Consider the following 22,714-nt stretch of genomic DNA (forward strand, 5'->3'; position numbering starts at 1 on the left):
TCGGGGTGAGTCGCATTCAGCCTGCGGCACGGCTGCGGCCGATTGTCGCAGGCATGTACACGCATGAACGCATACGATGAGCGTGAATGACCGGTCCCGACGCCCCGTTTCTCCGTACCCTGTGCAGCCTGCGCTGGCTTGCCGTAGGCGGCCAGGCCGCCACCATCCTGGTCGCGACCTGGGTGCTGGGCCTGCCGTTGCCGCAGCTGCCGTTGTGGGCCGGCGTGGCGGTGCTGGCCCTGTTCAACGTCTATACCCAGCTGCGCCCGGAAGCGGCCGGCACTGCGCCGCTGACCGCATTCGGCCATATCCTGGTGGACGTGATCATCCTGACCTGGATGGTGGGCTGGAGCGGCGGCATGGCCAACCCGTTCAGCTCACTGTTCCTGATCCTGATCGCGCTGGCCGCCTTCGCCCTGCCCCTGCGCTGGGCACTGGCGGTCGCGCTGGCCTGCCTGCTCGGCTACGCCGCCAGCGGCATTTTCGGGCAGGCGCTGCCGGACGGCTACTTCCGCTCTCAGGACCTCAATCGCTGGGGCGTGGTCGCAAACTTCCTGATTTCCGCCACAGTGGTGCTGGCCTTCTCCACCCGCCTGGCACTGGCCCTGCGGGAGCGCGAACTGGAACTGTCGGCGCTGCGTGAGCGCTTCGCCCGCAACGAGGGCATCGTCGCCCTGGCCACCCATGCCGCCTCGGTCGCGCATGAGCTGAACACACCGCTGGCGACCATGACCCTGCTCGCCGACGATGTCGCCGAGCGCAGCGAAGAGCCTGAAGTGCGCGAAGACATGGAAACCCTGCGCGAGCTGCTGGTGCAGTGCCGGGAACGTGTGCTGGCGCTGGCCGCACCAGCCTCGGCCGACGCGCCGGGCCGCAGCCATTCCAGCGCCCAGCAGGTACTTGAACAATGGCGCCTGGTGCGGCCGACCATCGACCTGCACCGCAATGACGATGCGCCGCTGCGGCTGCCGCTCGACCCGGGCGTAGGCCATCTGTTGATGGTCCTGCTCAACAATGCCGCCGATGCAGGCGAGAAGGCCGGCCGGCCGCGCGTGGACCTGGACCTGCGCATGGAGGGCGACGACCTGATCGGCGAAGTACGCGACTACGGCCATGGTTTCGACGCCCGTGCCGCCGTGCTGCCGGGCAAGCTGTTCGGCAGCAGCAAGAGCGAGGGCATGGGCGTCGGCCTGGCCCTGTCCCATGCCACCATCGAACGCCTCGACGGCGAGATGTGGATGCGCCCGGCCCAGGGGGCCGGCAGCCGCGTCGGCTTCCGCCTGCCGCTGGCCCCACGCGAGGAAACCCCATGAGCGCCTCAACCCTTGGTCTGCTGGTCGACGACGACGAGCTGTACCTGCGCACCCTGCAGCGCAGCCTGGCCCGCAAGGGCCTGGAAACACAGACCGCACAGGATGCCGCCAGTGCCCTGGCACTGGCCCGCCAGCATCCGCCGGCGTTCGCGCTGATCGACCTGAAGCTGGGCAGCGATTCCGGCCTGGCGCTGATCCAGCCGCTGCGCGCACTGCGCGCGGACATGCGCATCCTGCTGGTGACCGGCTATGCCAGCATCGCCACCGCAGTGGAGGCGATCAAGCTGGGCGCGGATGATTACCTGCCGAAGCCGGCCACGGTGCCGATGATCCTGCGCGCCCTCGGTGAAGAGGACGACGGCCCGGCCGACGATGGCGAAATGGAAGTGCCCGATGCGATGACGCCGATCAGCCGCCTGCAGTGGGAACACATCCAGCAGGCGATGCACGAAACCGGCGGCAATGTCTCGGCCGCCGCGCGCCTGCTCGGCATGCACCGGCGCTCACTGCAGCGCAAGCTGGCCAAGCGGCCCAGTCCGGAACGCGATCCGAGCCGGTGACGCGGTAGTGCCGGCCGCTGGCCGGCAACCTCATGAACGCTGGGCACGTCACCGGAATGCCGGCCAGCGGCCGGCACTACCCGGGCATCAGCCCTTCAGCTGCGCCAGGATCTCGCGGGTCATCGGGTCGGCAACCGCCACATCCTCGCCCTGCAGCGCCGGCAGCAGGCCACTGGCCAGCTGCTTGCCCAGTTCGACACCGAACTGGTCGAAGGCGTTGATGTTCCAGATCACCGACTGCACGTACACAGCGTGCTCGTACATGGCGATCAGTGCACCCAGCGCCTGCGGGGTCAGCGCGTCGAGCAGGATCAGCGTGCTCGGCCGGCCCCCCGGGTAGTCGCGGTGCGGATCTTCGCTGCCCTGGCCATTGGCCAGCGCTTCGGTCTGCGCCAGCAGGTTGGCCAGCAAGGCCTGGTGATTGATCGTATAGGGATCATCGTTGTGCACACAGCCGATGAAGTCGGCCGGAACGACGCTGGTGCCCTGGTGCAACGCCTGGAAGAAGCTGTGCTGCACATCGGTGCCCGCCCCACCCCACCACACCGGCACGGTGTCGACGGTGACCGGCTGGCCGTCGCGCTGCACGCGCTTGCCCAGGCTTTCCATCACCAGCTGCTGAAGGTAAGCCGGCAGCAGCGCCAGGCGCTGGTCGTAGGTCATCACCGCGTGGGTGGCATGGCCCAGCAGGTTGCGGTTCCAGATGTCGGTGAGGCCGTGCAGCACCGGCAGGTTGCGCTCCAGCGGTGCATCCAGCGCATGCGCATCCATCTGCGCCGCGCCTTCCAGCAACTGTTCAAAACGTTCGAAGCCGATTGCCAGCGCAATCGGGAAACCGACCGCCGACCACAGCGAATAACGGCCACCGACCCAGTCCCACATCGGCAGCACGCGATCGGCGGCGATCGCGAAGGCCTTGGCGGCGCGCTCCGGATTGGCGCTGACCGCATACAGGCGCTCGCTGCCACCCAGCCAGTCGTGCAGGATCTGGCCGTTGAGCAGCGTTTCCTGCGTGCCGAAGGTCTTGGAGATGAGGATGCCGGCGGTCTTCGCCGGATCCAGCGTGGCCAGCGTGCGCTGCATGGCGGCGCCGTCCACGTTCGACACGAAATGCACGCGCAGGCGCGCACCGCTGACCGGGCGCAGCGCATCGGCGACCAGGCGCGGGCCGAGGTCGGAACCCCCGATGCCGACACTGACCACATCGGTCACGCCGCTGTCTTCCAGCGCGCGCACCAGCACGCCCATGCGCTGGCGGATGCCATGCGCGGTGGCATAGGCCTCGGCCGCCACCGGCGCATCGACCACGTCGCCACGCAGCGCGGTATGCAGCGCGGCGCGGCCTTCGGTCAGATTGACCTGCTCGCCGCGGAACAGGCGGGTGATGGCGCCACCGACATCACGGTCGGCAGCCAGCGCCAGCAACGCCTGCAGCGCCGCGGCATCGTATTTCTGACGGGCGAAGTTGACGTACAACGGACCGACCCGCAGCGCCAGGTCCTGCACGCGGCCGGGTTCGGCGGCGAGCAGACCGGGAATGCTTGCGCCCTTCAGGCGCTGGGCGTGGGAGTGCAGCGAGTCGAATCCGTTGTGCGTTGTCATGCGGCCTGGGTCGGGATCGTGTCGTTGGTGTGGGTGATCTGGTTGTTGCCATCAACGTACACCAGCTTCGGCTTGAAGCTGTCAGCTTCCTGCTCGGTCATGCTGGCGAACGCGGCGATGATGATGATGTCACCGACCTGCACGTGGCGCGCGGCGCCACCGTTGAGCGAGACAACGCCGCTGCCGGCTTCGGCGCGGATGGCATAGGTCGAGAAGCGCGCACCGTTGGTCACGTCCCAGATGTGCACCTGTTCGAACTCGCGGATGCCAGTGGCAGCCAGCAGGTTGTCATCGATGGCAATCGAGCCTTCGTAGTTCAGCTCGGAATGGGTGACGGTGGCGCGGTGGATCTTGGTCTTGAGCAGGGACAGGTGCATGGGGGCGCTGCAACGGCAAAGGAAAGAGCGGATTCTAGCACCCGCACAGCGCCGGGCATTACGGCCGGCAACCTGTTCAGGTAGGCGGTGAAACCGGAGGCGGATCCCTTTTCCCCTGGGAAAGGGATCTGACCCCATGCATCGCGCGGCGCCGCCGGAGTTCAGAACTCCAGGTTGTCGATCAGCCGGGTGGTACCCAGCCGTGCGGCGATCAGCGCCACCCGGCCGCCGCCGTCGAAGGTCGGCTCGGCCAGCTCCGGAGTGCGCAGCACCGCGTAGTCAACCTGGAAACCGGCCGCCTGCAATGCGGCAGTGGCCTCGGCCTCGATGCGATCACGTGCCTGCCCGGCCACGTAGCCTTCGCGCATGCCCAGCAGGGTCCGGTGGATGGTGGTCGCGACCGGACGCTGTTCGGCGCTCAGGTACTGGTTGCGCGAGCTCTTGGCCAGGCCATCCTCGTCGCGCACGATCTCCGCACCAACAATCTGGATCGGGAACGACAGCTCGGCCACCATCTGCCTGATCACGGCAAGCTGCTGGTAGTCCTTGCGGCCGAACACGGCCACGTCCGGCTGCACCTGCAGGAACAGGCGCGCCACCACCGTGCACACGCCATCGAAGTGGCCCGGGCGGCTGGCGCCTTCCAGCACTTCACTGACGCCCGGCGCGTGCACGCGCGTGGTCCTGTCCACGCCCAGCGGGTACATCGCCTCGACGCTGGGCAGCCACACCGCATCGCAGCCAGCCTGCTCCAGCCCGGCAACGTCGGCCTCGGGCGTGCGCGGGTAGCGGCTGAAGTCCTCGTTCGGCCCGAACTGGGTCGGGTTGACGAAGATGCTCGCCACCACCTTGTCGGCGTACTGGCGGGCCAGGGTCACCAGCGAATGGTGGCCCCCATGCAGGTTGCCCATGGTCGGCACCAGCGCCACGCGCAGCCCCTCGCGCTTCCACTGGGCGATCTGCTCGCGCAGTGCGCCGAGCTCGTTGAAGGTCTGGATCATTGGGCGTAGGCGTGCTGTTCGTCAGGGAAGCTGCCGTCGCGCACGGCGTCGGCATAGGCGCGGGTGGCACCGGCCACCGAGCCGCCTTCGGCAAGGAAATCCTTGACGAACTTGGGACGGCGATGGCCACTGTCCAGGCCGAGGAAATCGTGCAGCACCAGCACCTGGCCATCGCACTGCGGGCCCGCACCAATGCCGATGGTCGGCACATCCACCGCAGCGGTCACTTCGGCGGCGACGGGGGTCGGCACGCATTCAAGCACCATGATGCTGGCGCCTGCGGCGGCCACGGCCTTGGCATCCTCCACCAGCTGGCGCGCAGCATCGCCGCGGCCCTGGATCTTGAAGCCGCCCAGGCGCAGCACCGATTGCGGGGTCAGGCCCAGGTGCGCGCAGACCGGAATCTCGCGCTCGACCAGGTAGCGGATGATGTCGACCTTGAAGCCGGCACCTTCGATCTTGACCATCTCGGCACCGGCCTGCAGCAGCTGCAGCGAGGCATCCAGCGCGCGTTCCGGGGTGGCATCGGCACCGAACGGCAGGTCGGCCACCAGCAGCGCACGCTGCAGCACGCGGGCCACGGCGCGGGTGTGGTAGACCATGTCGGCCACGGTCACCGGCAGGGTCGAATCATGACCCTGCACGACCATGCCCAGCGAATCGCCGATCAGGATCAGATCGACGCCGTTGGCATCGAAGGTGCGGGCGAAGCCGGCGTCGTAGGCGGTCAACATGACCAGCTTCTGGCCATTGCGCTTGGCCTCGGCCAGGGCGGGAACGGTCCAGGGCTTGCTGTCTGCGTGGGTGCTCATGTGCTGATAACCGGGGGAGATAACCCGGTCATTATCACCCTATCGGCGCAATCCCGCAGGCATCCACCCGCACCACTGCATCCCGCACGCTGCCATGACCGGGAATGGCCAGATCAGGCGCGATTTCGGCCAGTGGCACCAACACGAAGGCACGCTCGTGCAGGTAGGGATGAGGTACCTGCAGGCCGGGCAGGTCGATCACCTGCGTGCCATACAGCAGCAGGTCCAGGTCCAGCGCGCGCGGCCCCCAGTGCACCGCCGGATCGCGCACGCGGCCAAAGCCCCGCTCCAGCGCCAGCATGGCCTGCAGCAACTCATCGGCCGCCAAGGTGGTTTCGACCGCAGCCACGGCATTGACGAACGGCGGCTGGTCTTCATTGCCCCAGGCCGGGGTTGCATAGAGCCGCGAGGCCTGTCGCAGGCGCGTTCCCGGCAGGCCGTCCAGCGCGGCAATCGCCGCGCCCACGGTCGCGGCCGCGTCGCCAAGGTTGGCGCCGAGGCCGATCCAGGCGAGGGTCATCGCTTACTCGCCCGCCGCAGCAGCACCGGGACGTCGACGGCGACGGCGGCGCTTGCGCGGTGCCCCGCTCTCGTCATCGCCGTCTTCACTGTGCATCGCATCCAGCGACGACTCCAGCTCGCGACCGGACTGCGCCTGTGCTTCGCGCCAGAACTCGACATCCACTGCATGCTCGGACGAAGCGACCTGGCGCAGGCTGAGGAAATCGAACGCGGCGCGGAAGCGCGGGTGGGTCAGGGTACGGAATACGCGCTTGCGCTGGCGCGAGCTGAAGCGCGACTGCAGCAGCCAGATCTCCTGCATCGGCAGCGAGAAGCGGCGCGGCAGCGCGATGGTGCTGAGCTGCTGCACGGTGACCCGGTCGGCGGCGCGGCGCTGCGCCTCTTCCGGTGCCACTCCCTGCTTGAGCAGGGTCGCCTGTGCGCGGCAGAACGCCGGCCACAGCAGCAATGCGAACAGGAACGCCGGCGAGACCGGCTCGTCGTTGGCCACGCGAGCATCGGTGTTGGCCAGGCCCTCGACCAGCATGCGGCGCAGCGCGCCGGTGCGGTTGGACTTCAGCGCCCTGGCGCTCTCCGGGAACAGCACGTCGAGCAGGCCGTAACGCTCAAGGCCTTCGAAGCTGGCCACGCCGTGCCCGGACAGGAACAGCTTGAGCACTTCCTCGAACAGGCGCGCCGGCGCGGCTTCGTTGAGCAGGCCGGCCAGGTGCGGGATGGGCGCGGCGGTACCCTCTTCGATCTGGAAGCCGAGCTTGGCCGCCAGGCGCACCGCACGCAGCATGCGCACCGGGTCTTCCCGATAACGCTGCTCGGGATCGCCGATCAGTTTCATCAGGCGCGCCTGGACGTCTTCGAAGCCGCCGGTGTAGTCGCGCACCGAGAAGTCCTCGATGGCGTAGTACAGGGCGTTGCAGGTGAAGTCTCGGCGGACCGCGTCGTCTTCGATGGTGCCGTACACGTTGTCGCGCACGAGCATGCCGTTTTCCATCTCGCGGTCGCCGCTGCCGTCATCGCTGTTGGCACGGAAGGTGGCGACTTCGATGATTTCGCGGCCGAACACAACGTGGGCGAGGCGGAACCGACGACCGATCAGGCGGCAGTTGCGGAACAGCTGCTTGACCTGTTCGGGCGTGGCATCGGTGGCCACGTCGAAATCCTTGGGTTGGCCATTGACCAGCAGGTCGCGCACCGCGCCGCCGACAAGGTAGGCGCCGAAGCCGGCATCGCGCAGGCGATAAAGCACGCGCAGGGCGTTCGGGCTGATGTCCTTGCGGGAGATCGTGTGCTGGTCGCGCGGGATGACGCGCAGGCTGAACGGTGATGTAGCAGGGGAAATGATGTTGGCGCTTCCGGTTGAAGTTTCGGGATTGCCCAATGGCATCGAGGTGCATATACTAGCGCTCCTGCCTCGGCAGCGACACAGTTATGCTCCCTTCGTCTAGTGGTTAGGACGTGGCCCTCTCAAGGCTAAAACAGGGGTTCGAGTCCCCTAGGGAGCGCCAGTCGCCGCAGCAGGAACCGGAAAAAGCCCGCCTTGTGCGGGCTTTTCTGTTTTCCGGGATTTGCATTGGCATTGATCGGTTTGGTCGCAGTAGCGCCTCCCTTTTCCTGCGTTGAGGGGGCGGGCCACCCTGGCCTGGACACGCAAAAGCCCATCCATGGTGCTCGATGGCGCCATCCATGGCGCCAACGGTCCAGGCCAGGGTGGCCCGCCCCCTCCTGACAGTTTCCCGCGAAGGCGGCACGAACAGCTTCGCCCCTCCGCAGCCAATTCAATCCCGACGCGCAGACCTGCGTCCGCCACCCGCAATGTGTCGAGAGGCGGCAGGCCAGCCGTCAGCCTTCCATCTGCTCCAGCTCCTTGCCCTTGGTCTCGCGCACGTGGCGGACCACGAAGACGATCGAGAGGATCGCCGCGACGGCGTAGATGCCATAGGCGCCGGCCAGGCCGATGCCGGCCAGCAGCATCGGGAACGTCACGGTGATCGCGAAGTTCGAGGTCCATTGCGCCGCACCCGCCACCGCCAGCGCCGGGCCGCGGATCTGGTTGGGGAACATCTCGCCCAGCATCACCCACATCACCGGGCCCCAGGACATGTTGAAGAACACCACGTAGACGTTGGCTGCCACCAGCGCCAGCCGCCCCATGCCGTCGGACAGCTGCAGGCGACCGTCGGCCAGGCTGCCACTGGCAAACGCCACCACCATCAGCACCAGCGCCACCGACATGCCGACCGAACCGATCCACAGCAGCGGCCTGCGCCCGATGCGGTCGATCAGCAGTACCGTCAGCAGGCAGGCACCGATGCTCAGCGCGCCGGACAACACGTTGATCAGCAGCGCGTCGCTTTCCGAGAAACCCACCGCCTGCCACAGCACCGCGCCGTAGTAGAACACCACGTTGATGCCGACCAGCTGCTGGAACATGGCCAGGCCGATACCCACCCAGAGGATCGGGCGCAGCTTGCCGGTGGCCTTGTTGCGCAGGTCGCCGAAGCGCGGCTTGTGCTGGTCCTGGGCCAGGCTCGCCTCGATCTCGGCCTGCTTGGCCGTGGCCGCGGCCTCGCCGTACAGCCGCGCCAGCACCGCCCTCGCCTGCCCCTGGCGCCCCTTCAACACCAGGAAACGGGGGCTTTCCGGGATCACCAGCAACAACAGGAGGAACAGCCCCGAGGGCAGCACCTGCATCCAGAACATCCAGCGCCAGGCCTCATGGCCCAGCCACAGGGGCTCGGTCGAGGCGCCGGCGGCACGCGCCAGCAGGTAATTGCTGAGGAAGGCCGCAAACAAGCCGCAGATGATCGCCATCTGCTGCACCGTGGCCAGCCGGCCGCGGTAACGCGCCGAGGCGACTTCGGCGATGTAGGCCGGTGACATCACGCTGGCCGCGCCCACCGCGAAACCGCCCAGCACGCGGGCGGCGATGAACAGCCAGGACGCGTGGGCCGCGCCGGCACCGAGCGCCGAGACAAGGAACATCAGCGCTGACACGATCAGGACACCGCGGCGTCCCAGGCGATCACCCAGCCACCCCGCCAGGAAGGCGCCGATCGCGCAGCCCAGCAGCATCGAGGCGACTTCGAAACCGAGCGCCGCCTCACTGGAGTTGAAGGCCTGGCGGAGGCCATCGACCGTGCCATTGATGACACCACTGTCGAAACCGAACAGGAATCCACCAAGGGTGGCCACGCAGCTGATCAGGACGATGAATGCAGTGTTCTCACCGCCATGGGGCGCGGTGCTGGGCTGGGTTTGGGACATGGACGATCCTGCTGGGAAGGGAGTCCGGCCACGGTGGGCGACCGAGTGCCCCGCAGCGTCGCACAGCCCCCGCCGTGCCGCCAATGACTCCCACGGTCGCGCCTGCCAGACGCCCGTTCTGCGCCCCGCGCCGACACCGGGGGCCAACCTGTTCTAGAATTGGCAGGTTCAGGAATCGATCCACCCCCAAGCCCATGCCCTTTGTCGTCACCGAAAACTGCATCAAGTGCAAACACACCGATTGCGTGGAAGTGTGCCCCGTGGATTGCTTCCACGAAGGCCCGAACTTCCTGGTGATCGACCCGGATGAGTGCATCGACTGCACCCTTTGCGAGCCGGAGTGCCCGGTCAATGCGATCTTCCCGGAGGACGATGTTCCTGCCGGACAGGAAGGCTTCGTTGCCCTCAACGCCGAGCTGGCGAAGGAATGGCCGGTGCTGACCGTGCGCAAGGACCCGCCCGCCGACGCCGGCGAATGGGATGGCAAGCCGGACAAGCTGAAGCTGCTGGAGCGCTGAGAAGCGCCCACGGCGGTAACGAAAAGGGCGCCCATGGGCGCCCTTTTCTGTTCTTCGGCAGACCCCAACCGTGCGCTCCGGCAGGTGCCAACCGCGCAACCTGGTAGGTGCCAACCCTGGTTGGCACAAAAGCGCCGACCAAGGTCGGCCGCTACCAGAGCGGGGGCGGACCAAGGCCCGCAGCCATCCGACCAGCCCTTACTGGGCGAGCTTCGCCTTCAGCGCGGCGATCAGCTTCACCGGCGCTTCGGCGGTGGCCGGCAGGCCACGCGGGTCAACCGCGGAGATGTAGGCGCCGGCATCGACGGCCACTACGCGGACCAGGAAGTTGCTGCCCTCGTAGGCCACGTCGTACGAACCCAGCAACTGCGCGCGGCTGGCGATGGTCACGCCCTCCACGCCTTCCAGTGCGGTACCGACCTTGGCGAAGGCTTCATCCTTGCCACCGGCAATGGTGAAACCGGTGCTGCCGGCTGCCGGAGCCGCAGCAACCGGCGCCGCCGGCTTGGTGGCCGAGGCCAACGTCGGCACCTTGTTGTCGGTGGTGGCATTGGGCAGGTTCAGGTCCGGCGGCACTTCCAGCGGACGCATTTCCGGGGCCAGGGCGTAGTCGCCCTTGGCGCCGCGCTTGAAGCAGCCGGTGGTGCCGGCAGCGACCGCCACGGCAAGCAGGGCATAGGACAGCACGCGGACGGTGGAAACGGATTGACGCATGTGAATCTCCTGGGTCAGACCAAGACGGAAGGTCAGTGGCTGGAAAGGGCTTCGAGGGCGGCGATGTCGCCGGCAAGATGGTCGGCAGCCGGATGATGCGCTGCCGACAACGGCAGCAGTGGCAGGCGCAGGTCGTGACCGATGCCGATGCGGCGCAGCAGCGCCTTGACCGGGATCGGGTTCGGTTCGACGCCGCAGAAATCATGGAAGGGATGCAGGCGCGCATCCCACGACGCGGTGGCTTCGTGGTCGTGTGCGGCGGCCAGCTCGCACATCCGGCGGTAGGCACCGGGAAGCACGTTGGAACCCACTGAGATCAGGCCGTCAATACCGGCCTGGATCGAACGCGCGGCCGTACCGTCGTCACCGCTGAGCACGGCGAACTGTGGGCTGCGCAGGGCGAGCAGCGCCTGCACCCGGCCGGTGTCACCCACCGCCTCCTTGATGCCGACGATGTTGGGGTGGCTGGCCAGCTCGGCCACGGTCTCAGGCTGCATGTCGCAACCGGTACGGCCGGGCACGTTGTACAGCACGACCGGCAGCCCGCCCTGGTCGGCCACCGCACGGTAGTGCGCGATCAGACCGGCCTGGGTGGGGCGCACGTACGGCGGCGTGACCACCAGCGCGTGGCTGGCGCCGAGGGCGGCGGCACGACGGGTCTGTTCGATGGTCTTGGCAGTGCCCGAAAGGCCGGTACCGGCCAGGACCGGAATGCGGCCGCCGATGCGCTCGACCGCGCTGGCCAGCAGCAGGTCGTACTCGGCGTCGGTGAGCGTTGCCGCTTCGCCGGTAGAGCCGGCTACGACAACGCCATGGACGCCACCTTCCAGTTGCAGGTGCAGCAGGCGCTGCCAACCGTCGGGATCGAGGGCGCCGTCGGCCCGGAACGGGGTCGCCAGCGCGGTGATGAGGCCGGAAAGGGACAAGGACGTGCTGCTCTTGGCTGGGAAGGGAAAACGCCCGCCACGAAAGGCCGGGGGCGACTTGAATGTTACTTGCGGCGCGAAAGCACGGGCAAGTATGCTGGACACCGGTGGATCCCCGCCTCTGGCGGGCATTCAGACTAACGCATGCATTACCCGGAATCGCCTTGACCGACACCACCCCGCGCCCCGCGCCGAGCGAAAACCACCTCCTGATCAACGCCTATACGACGCATCCGGAGTCCCCCCTGCTGTCCGTCACCCGCCGCATCGCCGACAGCGGCTGCAATCTGGTGGATGCACGCCTGGCCACGGTCGGCCGCGATGTCTCGGTCACCGCCCTGGCCACCGGCTCCTGGGACTCGGTGGCCAAGCTTGAGGCGATGCTGACCCGGCTGGAGCGCGAGGAAGGCCTAAAGCTGGTCTGGTACCGCACCGCCGCCAAGCAGGCGCAGTCCAACCTGCTGCCGTACATCGTCGAAGTGATCGCCGCCGACAAGCCGGGCATCCTGTTCCAGCTGGCCGACTTCTTCGACCGCCAGGGCATCACCATCGAGAACCTGCAGAGCACGCGCTACCGCGCCATGCAGACCGGCGCGGAAATGTTCAGCGCACAGGTCACCATCGGCGTGCCGGCCAACATGCACATCGCCGCGCTGCGCGACGATTTCCTCGAGTTCTGCGACCACCTGAACCTGGACGCGATCATGGATCCGATGAAGTTCTGATTCTTCGCGCGTCTCTCACGGGCGCGTGGCGTTTCATGTAGCTGTAATGGCAAGAACCCAGGCTCGACAGAAGGACCTCATGAACAACGGCGACACCCTGGACAGCACCACCCTCTCCCTGCCGCTGGCCCTGTCCGGCGGCGACCAGGCCACCCTCGGCGACTATGCCGGCCAATGGCTGGTGCTGTACTTCTATCCCAAAGACAGCACCCCGGGCTGCACCACCGAAGGCATCGACTTCAATGCCCTGCTGCCGAAGTTCAGGAAAGCCGGCGCCGTCGTGCTGGGCGTCTCGCGCGACTCGGTGAAGTCGCACGACAACTTCTGTGCCAAGCAGGGCTTCAACTTCCCGCTGGTCAGCGATGGCGACGAAGCGCTGTGCACCGCCTTCGACGTGATCAGGATGAAGAACATGTACGGCAAGCAGGTACGTGGCATCGAACGCAGTACCTTCCTGATTTCCCCCGACAGCCGCATCGTGCAGTCCTGGCGCAAGGTCAAGGTTGCCGGCCATGCCGATGCCGTTCTCGCCGAACTGAAGGCCTCCCAGTCCAAGTGAGTCCCACTGCCTACTGTGTCTGCCATCACCCTGCCCCGCAGCAGGCCGTGGTGGTTTTTCCCTGTCCGTAACCAGGAATCGACGATGACCCGAGGCAAGCGCATCTACGTGCTGGATACCAACGTGCTGATGCACGATCCCACCGCGCTGTTCAAATTCGAGGAGCACGACGTCTACCTGCCCATGCAGGTGATCGAAGAGCTGGACAACGGCAAGAAGGGCACCTCCGAGGCGAGCCGCAACGCCCGCCAGGTGAGCCGCTTCCTCAACGAGCTGGTGCAGGCCTCCGGGCTGGACAACCTGGCCGACGGCATTCCGCTGCAGCGGCCCAATGGCCTGCAGCTGCGCGGCAAGCAGAGCGCCGGCAAGCTGCGCTTCCAGACCAGTCATTTCGATGCTGGCAAGAGCTTCGGCAAGGTGATCCCGGACAACGCCATCCTCGGCGCGATCCTGGCCCTGAAGGAAGAAACCCCCGACCTGCCGGTGGTGTTCGTCTCCAAGGACATCAACCTGCGGATCAAGGCCGCCATCGCCGGTATCGTGTCCGAGGACTACGAGAACGACCGCGCGCTGGACGATTTCAGCCTGCTCTACACCGGCGCCACCGAGCTGCCGGAAGACTTCTGGAAACGCCACGGCGACGACCTGCGCAGCTGGAGCGACAAGGGCCGCTCGCATTACGAAATCCAGGCACAGGACGGCGAGGAGTGGTATCCGAACCAGTACGTCTACCTGCCAGGCGAGGATGAAGTCGAGCTGCGCGTCAGCCGCGTCGTCGGCGATGGCAAGGTGGTGCTGTCGCTGGTCGATGATTTCCGCCACGGCAGCCACGCCGTGTGGGGCATCAGCGCACGCAACCGCGAGCAGAACTTCGCCCTCAACGCACTGATGGACCCGGAGATCGACTTTGTCACGCTGCTGGGCACCGCCGGCACCGGCAAGACCCTGCTGGCACTGGCCGCCGGCCTGGCGCAGACGATGGACCAGCAGCGCTACCGCGAGATCATCATGACCCGCGCCACGGTCAGCGTGGGCGAGGACATCGGCTTCCTGCCCGGTACCGAGGAAGAGAAGATGACGCCGTGGATGGGCGCGTTGACCGACAACCTGGAAGTGCTCACGCACAACCAGGAAGGCGGCACCTGGGGCCGCCAGGCCACCAACGACCTGCTGGCCAGCCGCATCAAGATCCGCTCGATGAACTTCATGCGCGGCCGCACCTTCCTGTCACGCTACCTGATCCTGGACGAGGCGCAGAACCTCACCCCCAAGCAGATGAAGACGCTGATCACCCGCGCTGGCCCCGGCACCAAGATCGTCTGCCTGGGCAACGTCGAGCAGATCGACACCCCGTACCTGACCGAGACCACTTCGGGCCTGACCTACGCGGTGGACCGCTTCAAGAACTGGCCGCATAGTGCGCACATCACCCTGCGCCGTGGCGAGCGTTCGCGCCTGGCCGATTACGCTTCGGAGGTGTTGTGAACCGCTGCACGCGCCTGTTGCTGCCCACGGCTGCGATCACCCTCGCCGCCGTGCTCGGTGCCTGTACGACCACGCGCGGCCCGGCCAGCGTGCCCACCGCCGAGCGCACCGGCCAGTCCTGGGTGGTCACCCGCCCGATCATCGCCGCGCAGGTGCTCGACACCTGCTCGCGCCCCAGCCCCGGCCGCGAGGCCGGGCGGGTGTCGGGTTACTGGGCGCCCAGCCGGCAGCAGGTCGACCAGCTGGAGGCGAAGCTGTCGTCGCTGGAAGCGCAGGTCCCGAAGGTGCTGGACTTCGACCGCCAGTACGTCGGCATCGAAAGCGCCGGCAAGCGGCTGATTTACATCAACGCCTTCCACCTGCCTGACGACAGCGGCGTCAATCCGGCCCGTGAAGCGATCCGCGTCTGCGATGGCGGCGCACAGTTCTGGGGCGCCGTGTTCGACCCGGCCAGCAACACCTTCAGCGAGCTGCAGTTCAACGGCGGCTTCGGCGGGCCCTGAGGGGCCTCGCCGATGGGAATACGCCTGCCCACCTGGGTCTGGATCGGCGCGGTCGCACTCTCGTGCGTGGCCGGCATGGTCAACGTGGTCGGCTTCCTCGGGTTCGAGCATCAGGCGGTCAGCCACATGACCGGCAGCACCAGCCAGCTCGGCATGGCATTGGCCCAGGGCGACTGGCGCGCGGTCGGCCACCTGTGGGGCCTGCTGATCGCGTTCTCGCTGGGCGCGATGCTCAGCGGCCTGCTGATCCAGGACAGCACCCTGCAGCTGGGCCGGCGCTACGGCGTGGCACTGGCGCTGGAATCGGCTCTTTTGCTGGTGGCCATTCCGCTGTTTGAAGAGCACCAGATCTGGGGCGCACTGGCCGCCGCCATGGCCTGCGGCCTGCAGAATGCAATGGCTACGACCTTCAGCGGCGCGGTGGTACGCACCACCCATCTCAGCGGCATGTTCACCGATCTCGGCATCGGCCTGGGCCACCTGCTGCGCGGGCTGCCGTTGCAGGTACGACGACTGACCCTCAGCGGCCTGATCATCAGTGGTTTCCTTGCCGGCGGCGTGATCGGCGCCTGGCTGTTCGCGCGCTGGCAGTACGACGCCCTGCTTGCTCCCGCCCTGCTTACCGGCCTGACCGGCCTGGGTTATGTGGTGTACCAGCAGTGGGCGCGCTGGCGGCATTGAGGGCCGCACTCTGGGGGTCAGATCCCTTTTCCTGCGGAAAAGGGACCTGACCCCGCCTGACGGATCAAAGGCATCCACGCATGGCGTGGATCTACCTTCCCCTGCCGGACCACGGCACAATCGCTGGATGAGCCCGACCACTCCCGTATCTGCCCTCACCATCGCCGGCTCCGACTCCGGCGGTGGCGCAGGCATCCAGGCCGACCTGAAGGCCTTTGCAGCACATCGCGTGCACGGACTCTCCGCGATCGCCGCACTGACCGCACAGAACACCCGTGGCGTCATCGCCGTGCACGTGCCGCCGATCGATTTCCTGCGTGCACAACTGGATGCCTGCTTCGATGACTTCGACATCCATGCGGTGAAGCTGGGCATGCTGGCCAACACCGAGGTGATCAATGCCGTCGCCGATGCGTTGGAGCGCCATCGCCCGCCGCACGTAGTGCTGGACCCCGTGATGGTCGCCACCAGCGGCGCGCGCCTGCTGGAAGACAGCGCTCTGCAGGCAATGCGTGAGCGGCTGATCCCGCTGGCCACGCTGATCACCCCGAACACGCCGGAAGCGGAGCTGCTGGCCGGATGGAAGATCGGCAACGGCGATGACGCCGAACAGGTAGCCTCCGCCCTGCTCGACCTGGGCGCCGGTGCGGTGCTACTGAAAGGTGGCCACCTGCAGGAAGGCAACCGCGTGATCGACCGCTACTTCGACGGCGTGAGCAGCGAAGAATTCATCCACGCCCGCCTGCCGCTGGATGCGCACGGCACTGGCTGCACGCTGGCCTCGGCCATCGCCGCGCAGCTGTGCAACGGCCTGAGCCTGGCCAACGCCTGCGAAGCCGGCATCGACTACGTTGCGCGCGGCCTGCAGCAGGGCTATGCCCCCGGCCGCAGCGAGGTGCTGGTGCTCGACCACTTCGGCGCTGCACCGCACGCATGAACCTGACGCCGGCCCTCCTTCCAGTGCAGTGCAACGACGGGCATCGCTACGAAGTGATGGCCTGCATGCCCGCACAGGCCATCGCCCGCTTGTTGTGGCTGCCAGCGCTGGGTGTGGCCGCGCGCCACTACCTGCCGCTGGCACAGGCGCTGGCAGCGAAGGGCGTGGCGGTCTACCTGCATGAGTGGCGCGGCAACGGCAGCAGCTCACTACGCCCGTCGCGCGCGCACGACTGGGGCTATCGCGAGGTACTCGAGCAGGATCTGCCGGCCAGCCAAGCGGTCATGGCGGCCGCCGACGAGGAAGCAGGCCCCCTGCCCTGGATCATCGGTGGCCACAGCCTGGGCGGGCAGCTGGCCTGCGTGCATGCCGGCCGCAACCCTCTGCATTTCCACCACTTGTGGTTGGCGGCCAGCGGCTCACCGTTCTGGCGTGGATTCCCGCCACCGCGCGGCTGGCTGCTGCCACTGGTTTACCGTTTCCTGCCGTGGATCGCGCAGCGCCAGGGCGTGCTGCATGGCCGTCGTCTCGGATTCGGTGGCACCGAAGCACGCGGACTGATCGCCGACTGGGCGCGCATCGGCCTGAACAACCACTACGCCGCCGCGGGCATGGGTGAAGACCTCGACGCACAGATGGCGCGCGTGCACGGCAGCGCCCAGGCCGTGCTGATGGAACACGACTGGTTGGCCCCGACCGGGTCGATGCAGGCGTTGCTGGCAAAGCTGCCGAATGTGGACGCGAAGCTGCGCGTGCTGTCCGCGCAGGAACTGGGCACGCGCGCCGATCACTTCGCCTGGCTCAAGGCACCGGATGCCGTGGCGGACAGCTTTTTCATTCAGTTGGATGAAAATTTTCACAAAACTGTTGACGGTGTGCGCCGACATCCGCATAATTCCGCTCCTGTCGCAGGGCGCCCGTAGCTCAGTTGGATAGAGTACCTGGCTACGAACCAGGCGGTCGGGAGTTCGAATCTCTCCGGGCGCACCACTCGACAGGTTTTCAGCATCCGCCGCTGAAAATGCAGTAAAATTAGGCAGTAAGTTGATTGTGTACCGCGCGCCCGTAGCTCAGTTGGATAGAGTACCTGGCTACGAACCAGGCGGTCGGGAGTTCGAATCTCTCCGGGCGCACCATACACAGTCGGCACAACAAGTTTATGTAATTGGCGCCCGTAGCTCAGTTGGATAGAGTACCTGGCTACGAACCAGGCGGTCGGGAGTTCGAATCTCTCCGGGCGCACCATTACACCGAAACAGCAGGCCTCGGCCTGCTGTTTTTTTATGCGTGTTTTTCGGCAGGGCTGCGCCCTGCACCTGCAGATGCTTCAAGCCAAGGCAACGGCAACGGCAACGGCAACAGCAAAAGCTGGCATTCTGTGGGTTGGCGGGGCGGTGTCGGAGTGCGGGGACGCCGCAAGTACGTCCATGTAGGCTTGGCAGCCGCATCCATGCGGCTGACACCCCGCACTCCGACACTGCCCCACCTCTGACAGATTTCCGCGATCTGATGGATTCACGCCATGCGTGGATGAATCTTCATCGAGTTCGAGTATTTCGACAATTGATCGAAGAGCATCCACGCATGGCGTGGATCTGCCGTGTCGACCAAGGTCGACACCTACCAACAGCAGCGGAAACTGTCGAAGGCGGGGTGGGTCCGGTTGCGGGAGTGTCCGCGGCATGGGCCCGAGGCATGCCTCGGGCGGGTTGGGCAGGACGCCCAACCCTGGTCTTGCCGTGTGTGCAGGACTGCACACACGAGCAAGCCGCGGCCAAGCCCCCATGGACGGGTCTACGGCGTCTCCCGCAACCGGACCCACCCCGCCATCCCTCAGCAAACCAGCTTCTGCTGTTGCTGTTGCTGTTGCTGTTGCTCTGGATCGTAGCGGGTGCAGGGCGCAGCCCTGCCGTACGCCTACCCCCTGGCCATTGCCTGCCACCACTGCGACAGCAGCTCCGGCCTGCGCAGGCGCTCGCGCCACCAGCGCAATGCCGCGCCATCCTCACCGGTGCGCCAGGCCAGCCAGAAGGTCTCTTCCGGCTTGTGCTCCTCCACCTCACGGATCACCAGCTGGCCGCGCGCCACTGCAGCGCGCGCGCACGGCTCGGGCAGGAAGCCGAAGCCCACGCCTTCGCACTGCAGCTTCAATTTACTGGCCATGTCCGGCACCGTCAGCATCTCCTGCCCCATCAACAGGCCCACCGTGCGCGGCAGCAGCCTGCGCGCCGAATCGGAAACGGCGATCGCGCAATGCTCGACCAGCTGCTCGCGACCCAGGACGCCCGACACGTTGGCCAACGGATGTTCGGGTGCGACCGCGAACACGAACTCCACCGTGCCCAGCGGCTCGACCACATAGCCGCCACCACTGGGCCCTTCGCCCGGCGCGCCGACCAACAGGTCCGCACGGCGGTCGAGCAGGGCCTCCCAGGTGCCGGACAGGGCCTCGCCGATCAACCGCAACCGGGTCGGTGCCTCGGCCTCACGGAATGCGGCGATATCCGGCCCAAGCAGCCAGGTCGGGAACACCGAATCCACCGCCAGGGTCAGTTCGGTCTCCCAACCCGACGCCACCCGGCGCACCCGCAGCTCCAGCTCGCGGGCCGCGCGCAGCAGATGCCGGCCTTCGTCCAGCAGCGCGCGCCCGGCCTCGGTCAGCTCTGCACGTGGGCCGACCCGGTCGAACAACTGAACGCCCAGGTCCTCCTCCAGCTTGGCCACGGTATAGGAAATCGTCGAGGGCACCTTGTGCAGGGCCTTGCCGGCGCCGGCAAAGGAGCCGCGGCGGTCGATGGCATCCAGGATCTGCAGGGCATCGAGGCTGAGCTTGAGCATTCGAATTTTTCGATGATGGCTTTCAAAACTATCCGTTTTTCAAACCCCGGACGCAAGCGGATACTTCTCTCCAACGGGGAAACACGGCGGATACCTGCCCACCCCGCCCCATCGAAACCATCGAACAAGGAGATTCCATCATGCTGCAGATCCGCAAGAGCGCTACCCGTGGCCTGGCCGAGCATGGCTGGCTGTCCTCGCGCCACACCTTCTCCTTCGCCAACTACTACGACCCCCGTTACGTCAGCTTCGGCCCGTTGCGGGTGATCAACGAAGACAAGGTGATCGGCGGCCAGGGCTTCGGCACCCATGGCCACAGCAACATGGAGATCATCTCCTACGTGCTGGGCGGTGCACTGGAACACAAGGACTCGATGGGCACCGGTTCGGTACTGCGCTACGGCGACGTGCAGCGCATGAGCGCCGGCAGCGGCGTCACCCACAGCGAGTTCAACCACTCCGCCGACGAGACCGTGCATTTCCTGCAGATCTGGATCTTCCCGGACACCGAGAACATCGCGCCGTCCTACGAAGAGACCCACTTCGCGCCGGACAGCAAGCGCGGCCAGCTGCGCCTGATCGCTTCGCCGGACGGTGCCGAGGGTTCGCTGCGCATCCACCAGGATGCCCGCATCTTCGCCACCATTCTCGATGGCGGCCAGAAGCTGCATCACGCCCTCGGCAACGGTCGTGGCGCCTATGTGCAGGTGGCGCGTGGCCAGCTGCAGGTCAACGGCATCACCCTGGAAGCCGGTGATGCGCTGCAGGTCAGTGACGAAGCCCAGCTGACCCTGGAAAACGGCAACGACGCCGAAGTGCTGGTGTTCGACCTGCCGCTGTAAACACGCCCTGTCCTGAAGACGTGGCCCAGCGATGCGGAAAGGCATCGCCGGGCCCGCTGCGCCTGATGGACGGCCCGCAATCGTATTCGGCGTTCGGTGACCCGAATGCCCCTTGCCCGATGCGACTGGAAACGCTTTCATGACAGTGTTTATCCGGACCCGCTCTCGCATGACGCCTTCATCCCCACGTGCCCAACAGCACGCTACCCGTGCCGCCTTCTTCATTCCCGGATTCGCCACCGCCGCGTGGGCGCCGATGGTGCCCTATGCCAAGGCCAAGGCCGGGCTGTCCGACGCCAGCCTCGGCGCCGTGCTGCTGTGTCTTGGGCTGGGTTCGTTGCTGGCGATGCCACTGGCAGGTGCGCTGACCGGGCGGTTGGGTTGCCGCCGGGTGATGGTGATCACCTGCGCGATGATGCTGTGCGCCCTGCCCTTGCTGGTGCTGGCACCCTCGCCGGTGTCGCTGGGCGCGGCACTGTTCGTGTTCGGTGCCGGCGTCGGTGCACTGGATTGTGCGATGAACATGCAGGCGGTGGCGGTCGAGCGCGATGCCGGGCGCGCGATGATGTCCGGCTTCCACGCCTTCTACAGCATCGGTGGATTCGTCGGTGCTGGCTGCATGACCGGGCTGCTGATCCTCGGCACGCCGCTGTGGCTGGCCGCGCTGGTTTCGGTGGTGGCGCTGCTGCTGGTTGCGATGCTGTCGGCGCCGCATTGGCGTCCGCAACGGATCCTGCACGAAGGCCCCTTGCTGGCACTGCCGCATGGCGTGGTGCTGTTCATCGGCGTACTGGCCTTCGTGGTGTTCCTCGCCGAGGGCTCGATGCTGGACTGGAGCGCCGTGTTCCTGGCCGAAGTGCGGCAGGTGCCGCGTGACCAGGCCGGGGCCGGCTTCGCGTTGTTCACCCTGGCGATGACGGCAATGCGCCTGTTCGGTGACGGCATCGTCGAGCACCTCGGCCGCACCCGCACCCTGGTCTTCGGCGGTATCACGGCCGCGGCAGGCTTCACCCTGGCCACGCTTGTGCCCTCGTTTCCGGTGGCGCTGGCCGGCTACGTGCTGGTTGGGCTGGGCTGCGCCAACATCGTGCCGGCGCTGTTCTCGATGGCAGGCCAGCAGCGGGTGATGCCGGAAAGCATCGCCATCACTGCCGTGACCACACTGGGTTACGCCGGCATCCTCGCTGGTCCGGCGGCGATCGGCGCAGTGGCACATGCCACCAGCCTCCGCTTTGCCTTCCTGTGCGTCGCCCTACTGCTGCTGGGCGTAGCCGCCTCCGCCCGCTCACTGGCCCGACGCGTGGCCTGACAGAAAAAGGGGACGGAGGGGATTAAGTCGCATCTGCCCCGAGTGTGCTGCAAACGACTTAATCCCCTCCGTCCCCTTTTTTCAGCCGTGTGCCAGCCATTCGGCCTGGGCCGGCAGCTGTGGGGCTGGGCACGCGCTCTGCGGGTGGTGCTCGTCGCGCGCCATCCAGTCATCCACTACGCCGGCCAGCAGGTCCAGCCGCAGCGGCAGGGTGATGTGGTCCTCTCCACGCATTTCGATGTAGTGCGCGCGCGGGTTGGCCTGCGCAAGCTGCCGGCCCTGGCTGACCGGAATATGCTGGTCACCCTGCCCGTGCAGCAGCAGCACGCAGGCGCGGGTATCGGCCAGCGCACGCGCGACGTCGACACGGTCGAGATCGACATCGATACGGCGGCTGGCGGCGGCGATCACCTGGTTGATGTCCTGGCCCCCATAGCGCCAGCGTGCGTACGACGCCACCGCCTGCGCCTTCAGGCCCTCCGGCTGCAGTCCCATCAGGTGCGGGATCATCGTGCGGATCGCCGCACCGGCATTGGCGAACGATTCCATCGCCACCACGCCGGCCACCTGGTCACCCAGCTTGTCGGCGGTGAACACCGCCGTGGCCGCACCATAGGACACACCGAACAGGTACAGCGGGCCGGTCACTTCGCCGCGCGCGCGCAGCTCGCCGATGACATCGACGACGTCATCCGATTCATAGGTGCCATAGCCGGACGGACCTGCACCGGACTGGCCATGGTTGCGCAGATCGAGCGTGACCACGCGGTAGCCGGACTCGGCCAGCTGCAGCGACCATGGCAGCATCGAATCACCATTCATCATCCACCCATGCAGCAGCACCACGGTGCCGCGTGGCGCCTGCGCGCGGAACGGCTGTGGCACGGCCAGACTCAGGCCGGTATCAAGAGGCAGGCCGTTCTCATGACGCTGCGGAAGGTAGTGGTACCGCGCGCCGTAGTCGCCGGGGTCGAACACGCGCCAGAAGATCGGCACGCCATCGCGACCCGCTGCGAAGCCATGGCGGTTGGGCAGCCCGGCAATGGCCGCGGCGATGCGCGGGCGATCGAGCAGGGTCGACACGCCGCCTGGCGCGATCAGCCGGTCGGCAAGCGAGGTGGACGAGGCGTTGATCGAGGATGAGCATGCAGCCAGCCACAGGCCGGCGCACGCCAGCAGCAACAGCAGCAGGCGCTTCATGGGCAATCGGGAAAGGATGCGACAGCGTG

At 66.9% G+C, this 22,714-nt stretch carries 23 protein-coding genes and 4 tRNA genes; 16 read left to right on the top strand and 11 right to left on the bottom strand.

Annotation, left to right across the window (positions count from 1 at the left end):
* Positions 1 to 86: 86 nt before the first annotated feature.
* Together ACM0PB_RS07560 and ACM0PB_RS07565 are read left to right on the top strand one after the other, a co-directional pair.
* Complete coding sequence (locus tag ACM0PB_RS07560) at positions 87 to 1,313, top strand: ATP-binding protein (RefSeq protein WP_414604267.1); 1,227 nt, start codon at positions 87 to 89, stop codon at positions 1,311 to 1,313.
* On the top strand, positions 1,310 to 1,873 hold the full coding sequence (locus ACM0PB_RS07565) for a response regulator transcription factor (protein ID WP_005409063.1): 564 nt from the start codon (positions 1,310 to 1,312) through the stop codon (positions 1,871 to 1,873). The genes ACM0PB_RS07560 and ACM0PB_RS07565 overlap by 4 nt, the downstream gene beginning before the upstream one ends.
* A gap of 87 nt (positions 1,874 to 1,960) precedes the next feature.
* Here ACM0PB_RS07565 and pgi read toward each other — a convergent pair whose 3' ends face one another.
* From pgi to pcnB, 6 genes are all read right to left on the bottom strand, one after another.
* The gene (gene pgi, locus ACM0PB_RS07570; RefSeq protein WP_065185211.1) at positions 1,961 to 3,475 is read right to left on the bottom strand and encodes a glucose-6-phosphate isomerase; all 1,515 of its coding nucleotides are present in this window, start codon (positions 3,473 to 3,475) and stop codon (positions 1,961 to 1,963) included.
* Positions 3,472 to 3,852 carry an aspartate 1-decarboxylase gene (panD, locus tag ACM0PB_RS07575; RefSeq protein ID WP_006432456.1) on the bottom strand — a complete coding sequence of 127 codons (381 nt, stop codon included), beginning with the start codon at positions 3,850 to 3,852 and terminating at the stop codon, positions 3,472 to 3,474. The genes pgi and panD overlap by 4 nt, the downstream gene beginning before the upstream one ends.
* 161 nt (positions 3,853 to 4,013) lie before the next feature.
* A complete protein-coding gene (gene panC / locus ACM0PB_RS07580) occupies positions 4,014 to 4,853 on the bottom strand; it encodes a pantoate--beta-alanine ligase (RefSeq protein WP_111201950.1) in 840 nt (279 codons plus the stop codon).
* Positions 4,850 to 5,665 carry a 3-methyl-2-oxobutanoate hydroxymethyltransferase gene (panB, locus tag ACM0PB_RS07585; RefSeq protein WP_005416119.1) on the bottom strand — a complete coding sequence of 272 codons (816 nt, stop codon included), beginning with the start codon at positions 5,663 to 5,665 and terminating at the stop codon, positions 4,850 to 4,852. Before panB ends, panC begins: the two co-directional genes overlap by 4 nt.
* A 34-nt stretch (positions 5,666 to 5,699) precedes the next feature.
* Positions 5,700 to 6,185 carry a 2-amino-4-hydroxy-6-hydroxymethyldihydropteridine diphosphokinase gene (gene folK, locus ACM0PB_RS07590; protein ID WP_005416118.1) on the bottom strand — a complete coding sequence of 162 codons (486 nt, stop codon included), beginning with the start codon at positions 6,183 to 6,185 and terminating at the stop codon, positions 5,700 to 5,702.
* Between the two features lie 3 nt (positions 6,186 to 6,188).
* A complete protein-coding gene (gene pcnB, locus ACM0PB_RS07595) occupies positions 6,189 to 7,562 on the bottom strand; it encodes a polynucleotide adenylyltransferase PcnB (RefSeq protein WP_095377484.1) in 1,374 nt (457 codons plus the stop codon).
* Between the two features lie 52 nt (positions 7,563 to 7,614).
* Here pcnB and ACM0PB_RS07600 point away from each other — a divergent pair.
* Positions 7,615 to 7,689, top strand: a tRNA-Glu gene (locus tag ACM0PB_RS07600).
* A 334-nt stretch (positions 7,690 to 8,023) separates the two neighbouring features.
* Here ACM0PB_RS07600 and ACM0PB_RS07605 read toward each other — a convergent pair.
* Positions 8,024 to 9,448, bottom strand: coding sequence for a sugar porter family MFS transporter (locus tag ACM0PB_RS07605; RefSeq protein WP_065179408.1), 1,425 nt, complete (start codon positions 9,446 to 9,448; stop codon positions 8,024 to 8,026).
* Positions 9,449 to 9,642: 194 nt separating this feature from the next.
* On the opposite strand from ACM0PB_RS07605, the gene fdxA reads away from it, so the two are divergent.
* Positions 9,643 to 9,966: a ferredoxin FdxA gene (gene fdxA / locus ACM0PB_RS07610; protein ID WP_005409054.1), complete on the top strand. Its 324-nt coding sequence runs from the start codon at positions 9,643 to 9,645 to the stop codon at positions 9,964 to 9,966.
* Between the two features lie 198 nt (positions 9,967 to 10,164).
* Here the strand turns inward: fdxA and ACM0PB_RS07615 are convergent, their stop codons facing one another.
* Together ACM0PB_RS07615 and dapA are read right to left on the bottom strand one after the other, a co-directional pair.
* Positions 10,165 to 10,680, bottom strand: a complete 516-nt coding sequence (locus tag ACM0PB_RS07615; protein WP_005416115.1) for a hypothetical protein — start codon at positions 10,678 to 10,680, stop codon at positions 10,165 to 10,167.
* Between the two features lie 32 nt (positions 10,681 to 10,712).
* Complete coding sequence (gene dapA / locus ACM0PB_RS07620) at positions 10,713 to 11,606, bottom strand: 4-hydroxy-tetrahydrodipicolinate synthase (RefSeq protein WP_005416114.1); 894 nt, start codon at positions 11,604 to 11,606, stop codon at positions 10,713 to 10,715.
* Positions 11,607 to 11,770: 164 nt separating this feature from the next.
* Between dapA and ACM0PB_RS07625 the strand changes: the two genes are divergently transcribed.
* From ACM0PB_RS07625 to ACM0PB_RS07670, 10 genes are all read left to right on the top strand, one after another.
* Positions 11,771 to 12,331 (top strand): glycine cleavage system transcriptional repressor, encoded by a 561-nt coding sequence (locus tag ACM0PB_RS07625; protein WP_005409051.1) that lies wholly within the window; start codon positions 11,771 to 11,773, stop codon positions 12,329 to 12,331.
* Between the two features lie 79 nt (positions 12,332 to 12,410).
* Positions 12,411 to 12,890 (top strand): peroxiredoxin, encoded by a 480-nt coding sequence (locus tag ACM0PB_RS07630; protein WP_005416113.1) that lies wholly within the window; start codon positions 12,411 to 12,413, stop codon positions 12,888 to 12,890.
* An 84-nt stretch (positions 12,891 to 12,974) separates the two neighbouring features.
* Positions 12,975 to 14,375 carry a PhoH family protein gene (locus ACM0PB_RS07635; protein WP_005416112.1) on the top strand — a complete coding sequence of 467 codons (1,401 nt, stop codon included), beginning with the start codon at positions 12,975 to 12,977 and terminating at the stop codon, positions 14,373 to 14,375.
* Positions 14,372 to 14,878, top strand: a complete 507-nt coding sequence (locus tag ACM0PB_RS07640; RefSeq protein WP_005416111.1) for a hypothetical protein — start codon at positions 14,372 to 14,374, stop codon at positions 14,876 to 14,878. The genes ACM0PB_RS07635 and ACM0PB_RS07640 overlap by 4 nt, the downstream gene beginning before the upstream one ends.
* Before the next feature lie 12 nt (positions 14,879 to 14,890).
* On the top strand, positions 14,891 to 15,559 hold the full coding sequence (locus ACM0PB_RS07645) for a YoaK family protein (protein ID WP_053500054.1): 669 nt from the start codon (positions 14,891 to 14,893) through the stop codon (positions 15,557 to 15,559).
* A gap of 127 nt (positions 15,560 to 15,686) precedes the next feature.
* A complete protein-coding gene (gene thiD / locus ACM0PB_RS07650; RefSeq protein WP_065179406.1) occupies positions 15,687 to 16,496 on the top strand; it encodes a bifunctional hydroxymethylpyrimidine kinase/phosphomethylpyrimidine kinase in 810 nt (269 codons plus the stop codon).
* On the top strand, positions 16,493 to 17,419 hold the full coding sequence (locus ACM0PB_RS07655) for an alpha/beta hydrolase family protein (RefSeq protein ID WP_139726962.1): 927 nt from the start codon (positions 16,493 to 16,495) through the stop codon (positions 17,417 to 17,419). Before thiD ends, ACM0PB_RS07655 begins: the two co-directional genes overlap by 4 nt.
* A tRNA-Arg gene (locus ACM0PB_RS07660) sits at positions 17,410 to 17,486 on the top strand. The genes ACM0PB_RS07655 and ACM0PB_RS07660 overlap by 10 nt, the downstream gene beginning before the upstream one ends.
* 69 nt (positions 17,487 to 17,555) lie before the next feature.
* Positions 17,556 to 17,632, top strand: a tRNA-Arg gene (locus ACM0PB_RS07665).
* Between the two features lie 32 nt (positions 17,633 to 17,664).
* Positions 17,665 to 17,741: transfer RNA gene (locus ACM0PB_RS07670), tRNA-Arg, on the top strand.
* A gap of 672 nt (positions 17,742 to 18,413) precedes the next feature.
* Here the strand turns inward: ACM0PB_RS07670 and ACM0PB_RS07675 are convergent.
* Complete coding sequence (locus tag ACM0PB_RS07675) at positions 18,414 to 19,334, bottom strand: LysR family transcriptional regulator (protein WP_005416107.1); 921 nt, start codon at positions 19,332 to 19,334, stop codon at positions 18,414 to 18,416.
* 140 nt (positions 19,335 to 19,474) lie between these two features.
* On the opposite strand from ACM0PB_RS07675, the gene ACM0PB_RS07680 reads away from it, so the two are divergent.
* Both ACM0PB_RS07680 and ACM0PB_RS07685 read left to right on the top strand, forming a co-directional pair.
* Positions 19,475 to 20,176 carry a pirin family protein gene (locus ACM0PB_RS07680; protein WP_065195819.1) on the top strand — a complete coding sequence of 234 codons (702 nt, stop codon included), beginning with the start codon at positions 19,475 to 19,477 and terminating at the stop codon, positions 20,174 to 20,176.
* A 169-nt stretch (positions 20,177 to 20,345) separates the two neighbouring features.
* On the top strand, positions 20,346 to 21,485 hold the full coding sequence (locus ACM0PB_RS07685; protein WP_065195818.1) for an MFS transporter: 1,140 nt from the start codon (positions 20,346 to 20,348) through the stop codon (positions 21,483 to 21,485).
* Between the two features lie 81 nt (positions 21,486 to 21,566).
* Here ACM0PB_RS07685 and ACM0PB_RS07690 read toward each other — a convergent pair whose 3' ends face one another.
* Positions 21,567 to 22,685 (bottom strand): alpha/beta hydrolase, encoded by a 1,119-nt coding sequence (locus tag ACM0PB_RS07690; RefSeq protein WP_005416104.1) that lies wholly within the window; start codon positions 22,683 to 22,685, stop codon positions 21,567 to 21,569.
* Positions 22,686 to 22,714: the final 29 nt, after the last annotated feature.

The sequence above is a fragment of the Stenotrophomonas sp. AR029 genome (assembly GCF_047520695.2).
GTDB lineage: Bacteria > Pseudomonadota > Gammaproteobacteria > Xanthomonadales > Xanthomonadaceae > Stenotrophomonas > Stenotrophomonas sepilia.

Excerpts from the sequence above, each read along its gene's own strand:
- thiD (WP_065179406.1), top strand. The coding sequence starts at position 15,687 with ATGAGCCCGACCACTCCCGTATCTGCCCTCACCATCGCCGGCTCCGAC.
- ACM0PB_RS07655 (WP_139726962.1), top strand. The coding sequence starts at position 16,493 with ATGAACCTGACGCCGGCCCTCCTTCCAGTGCAGTGCAACGACGGGCAT.
- panD (WP_006432456.1), bottom strand. The coding sequence starts at position 3,852 with ATGCACCTGTCCCTGCTCAAGACCAAGATCCACCGCGCCACCGTCACC.
- folK (WP_005416118.1), bottom strand. The coding sequence starts at position 6,185 with ATGACCCTCGCCTGGATCGGCCTCGGCGCCAACCTTGGCGACGCGGCC.
- ACM0PB_RS07675 (WP_005416107.1), bottom strand. The coding sequence starts at position 19,334 with ATGCTCAAGCTCAGCCTCGATGCCCTGCAGATCCTGGATGCCATCGAC.
- ACM0PB_RS07680 (WP_065195819.1), top strand. The coding sequence starts at position 19,475 with ATGCTGCAGATCCGCAAGAGCGCTACCCGTGGCCTGGCCGAGCATGGC.
- panC (WP_111201950.1), bottom strand. The coding sequence starts at position 4,853 with ATGATCCAGACCTTCAACGAGCTCGGCGCACTGCGCGAGCAGATCGCC.
- panB (WP_005416119.1), bottom strand. The coding sequence starts at position 5,665 with ATGAGCACCCACGCAGACAGCAAGCCCTGGACCGTTCCCGCCCTGGCC.
- ACM0PB_RS07565 (WP_005409063.1), top strand. The coding sequence starts at position 1,310 with ATGAGCGCCTCAACCCTTGGTCTGCTGGTCGACGACGACGAGCTGTAC.
- pgi (WP_065185211.1), bottom strand. The coding sequence starts at position 3,475 with ATGACAACGCACAACGGATTCGACTCGCTGCACTCCCACGCCCAGCGC.
- ACM0PB_RS07635 (WP_005416112.1), top strand. The coding sequence starts at position 12,975 with ATGACCCGAGGCAAGCGCATCTACGTGCTGGATACCAACGTGCTGATG.
- ACM0PB_RS07605 (WP_065179408.1), bottom strand. The coding sequence starts at position 9,448 with ATGTCCCAAACCCAGCCCAGCACCGCGCCCCATGGCGGTGAGAACACT.
- fdxA (WP_005409054.1), top strand. The coding sequence starts at position 9,643 with ATGCCCTTTGTCGTCACCGAAAACTGCATCAAGTGCAAACACACCGAT.
- ACM0PB_RS07685 (WP_065195818.1), top strand. The coding sequence starts at position 20,346 with ATGACGCCTTCATCCCCACGTGCCCAACAGCACGCTACCCGTGCCGCC.
- ACM0PB_RS07560 (WP_414604267.1), top strand. The coding sequence starts at position 87 with ATGACCGGTCCCGACGCCCCGTTTCTCCGTACCCTGTGCAGCCTGCGC.
- ACM0PB_RS07615 (WP_005416115.1), bottom strand. The coding sequence starts at position 10,680 with ATGCGTCAATCCGTTTCCACCGTCCGCGTGCTGTCCTATGCCCTGCTT.
- ACM0PB_RS07690 (WP_005416104.1), bottom strand. The coding sequence starts at position 22,685 with ATGAAGCGCCTGCTGCTGTTGCTGCTGGCGTGCGCCGGCCTGTGGCTG.
- ACM0PB_RS07630 (WP_005416113.1), top strand. The coding sequence starts at position 12,411 with ATGAACAACGGCGACACCCTGGACAGCACCACCCTCTCCCTGCCGCTG.
- ACM0PB_RS07645 (WP_053500054.1), top strand. The coding sequence starts at position 14,891 with ATGGGAATACGCCTGCCCACCTGGGTCTGGATCGGCGCGGTCGCACTC.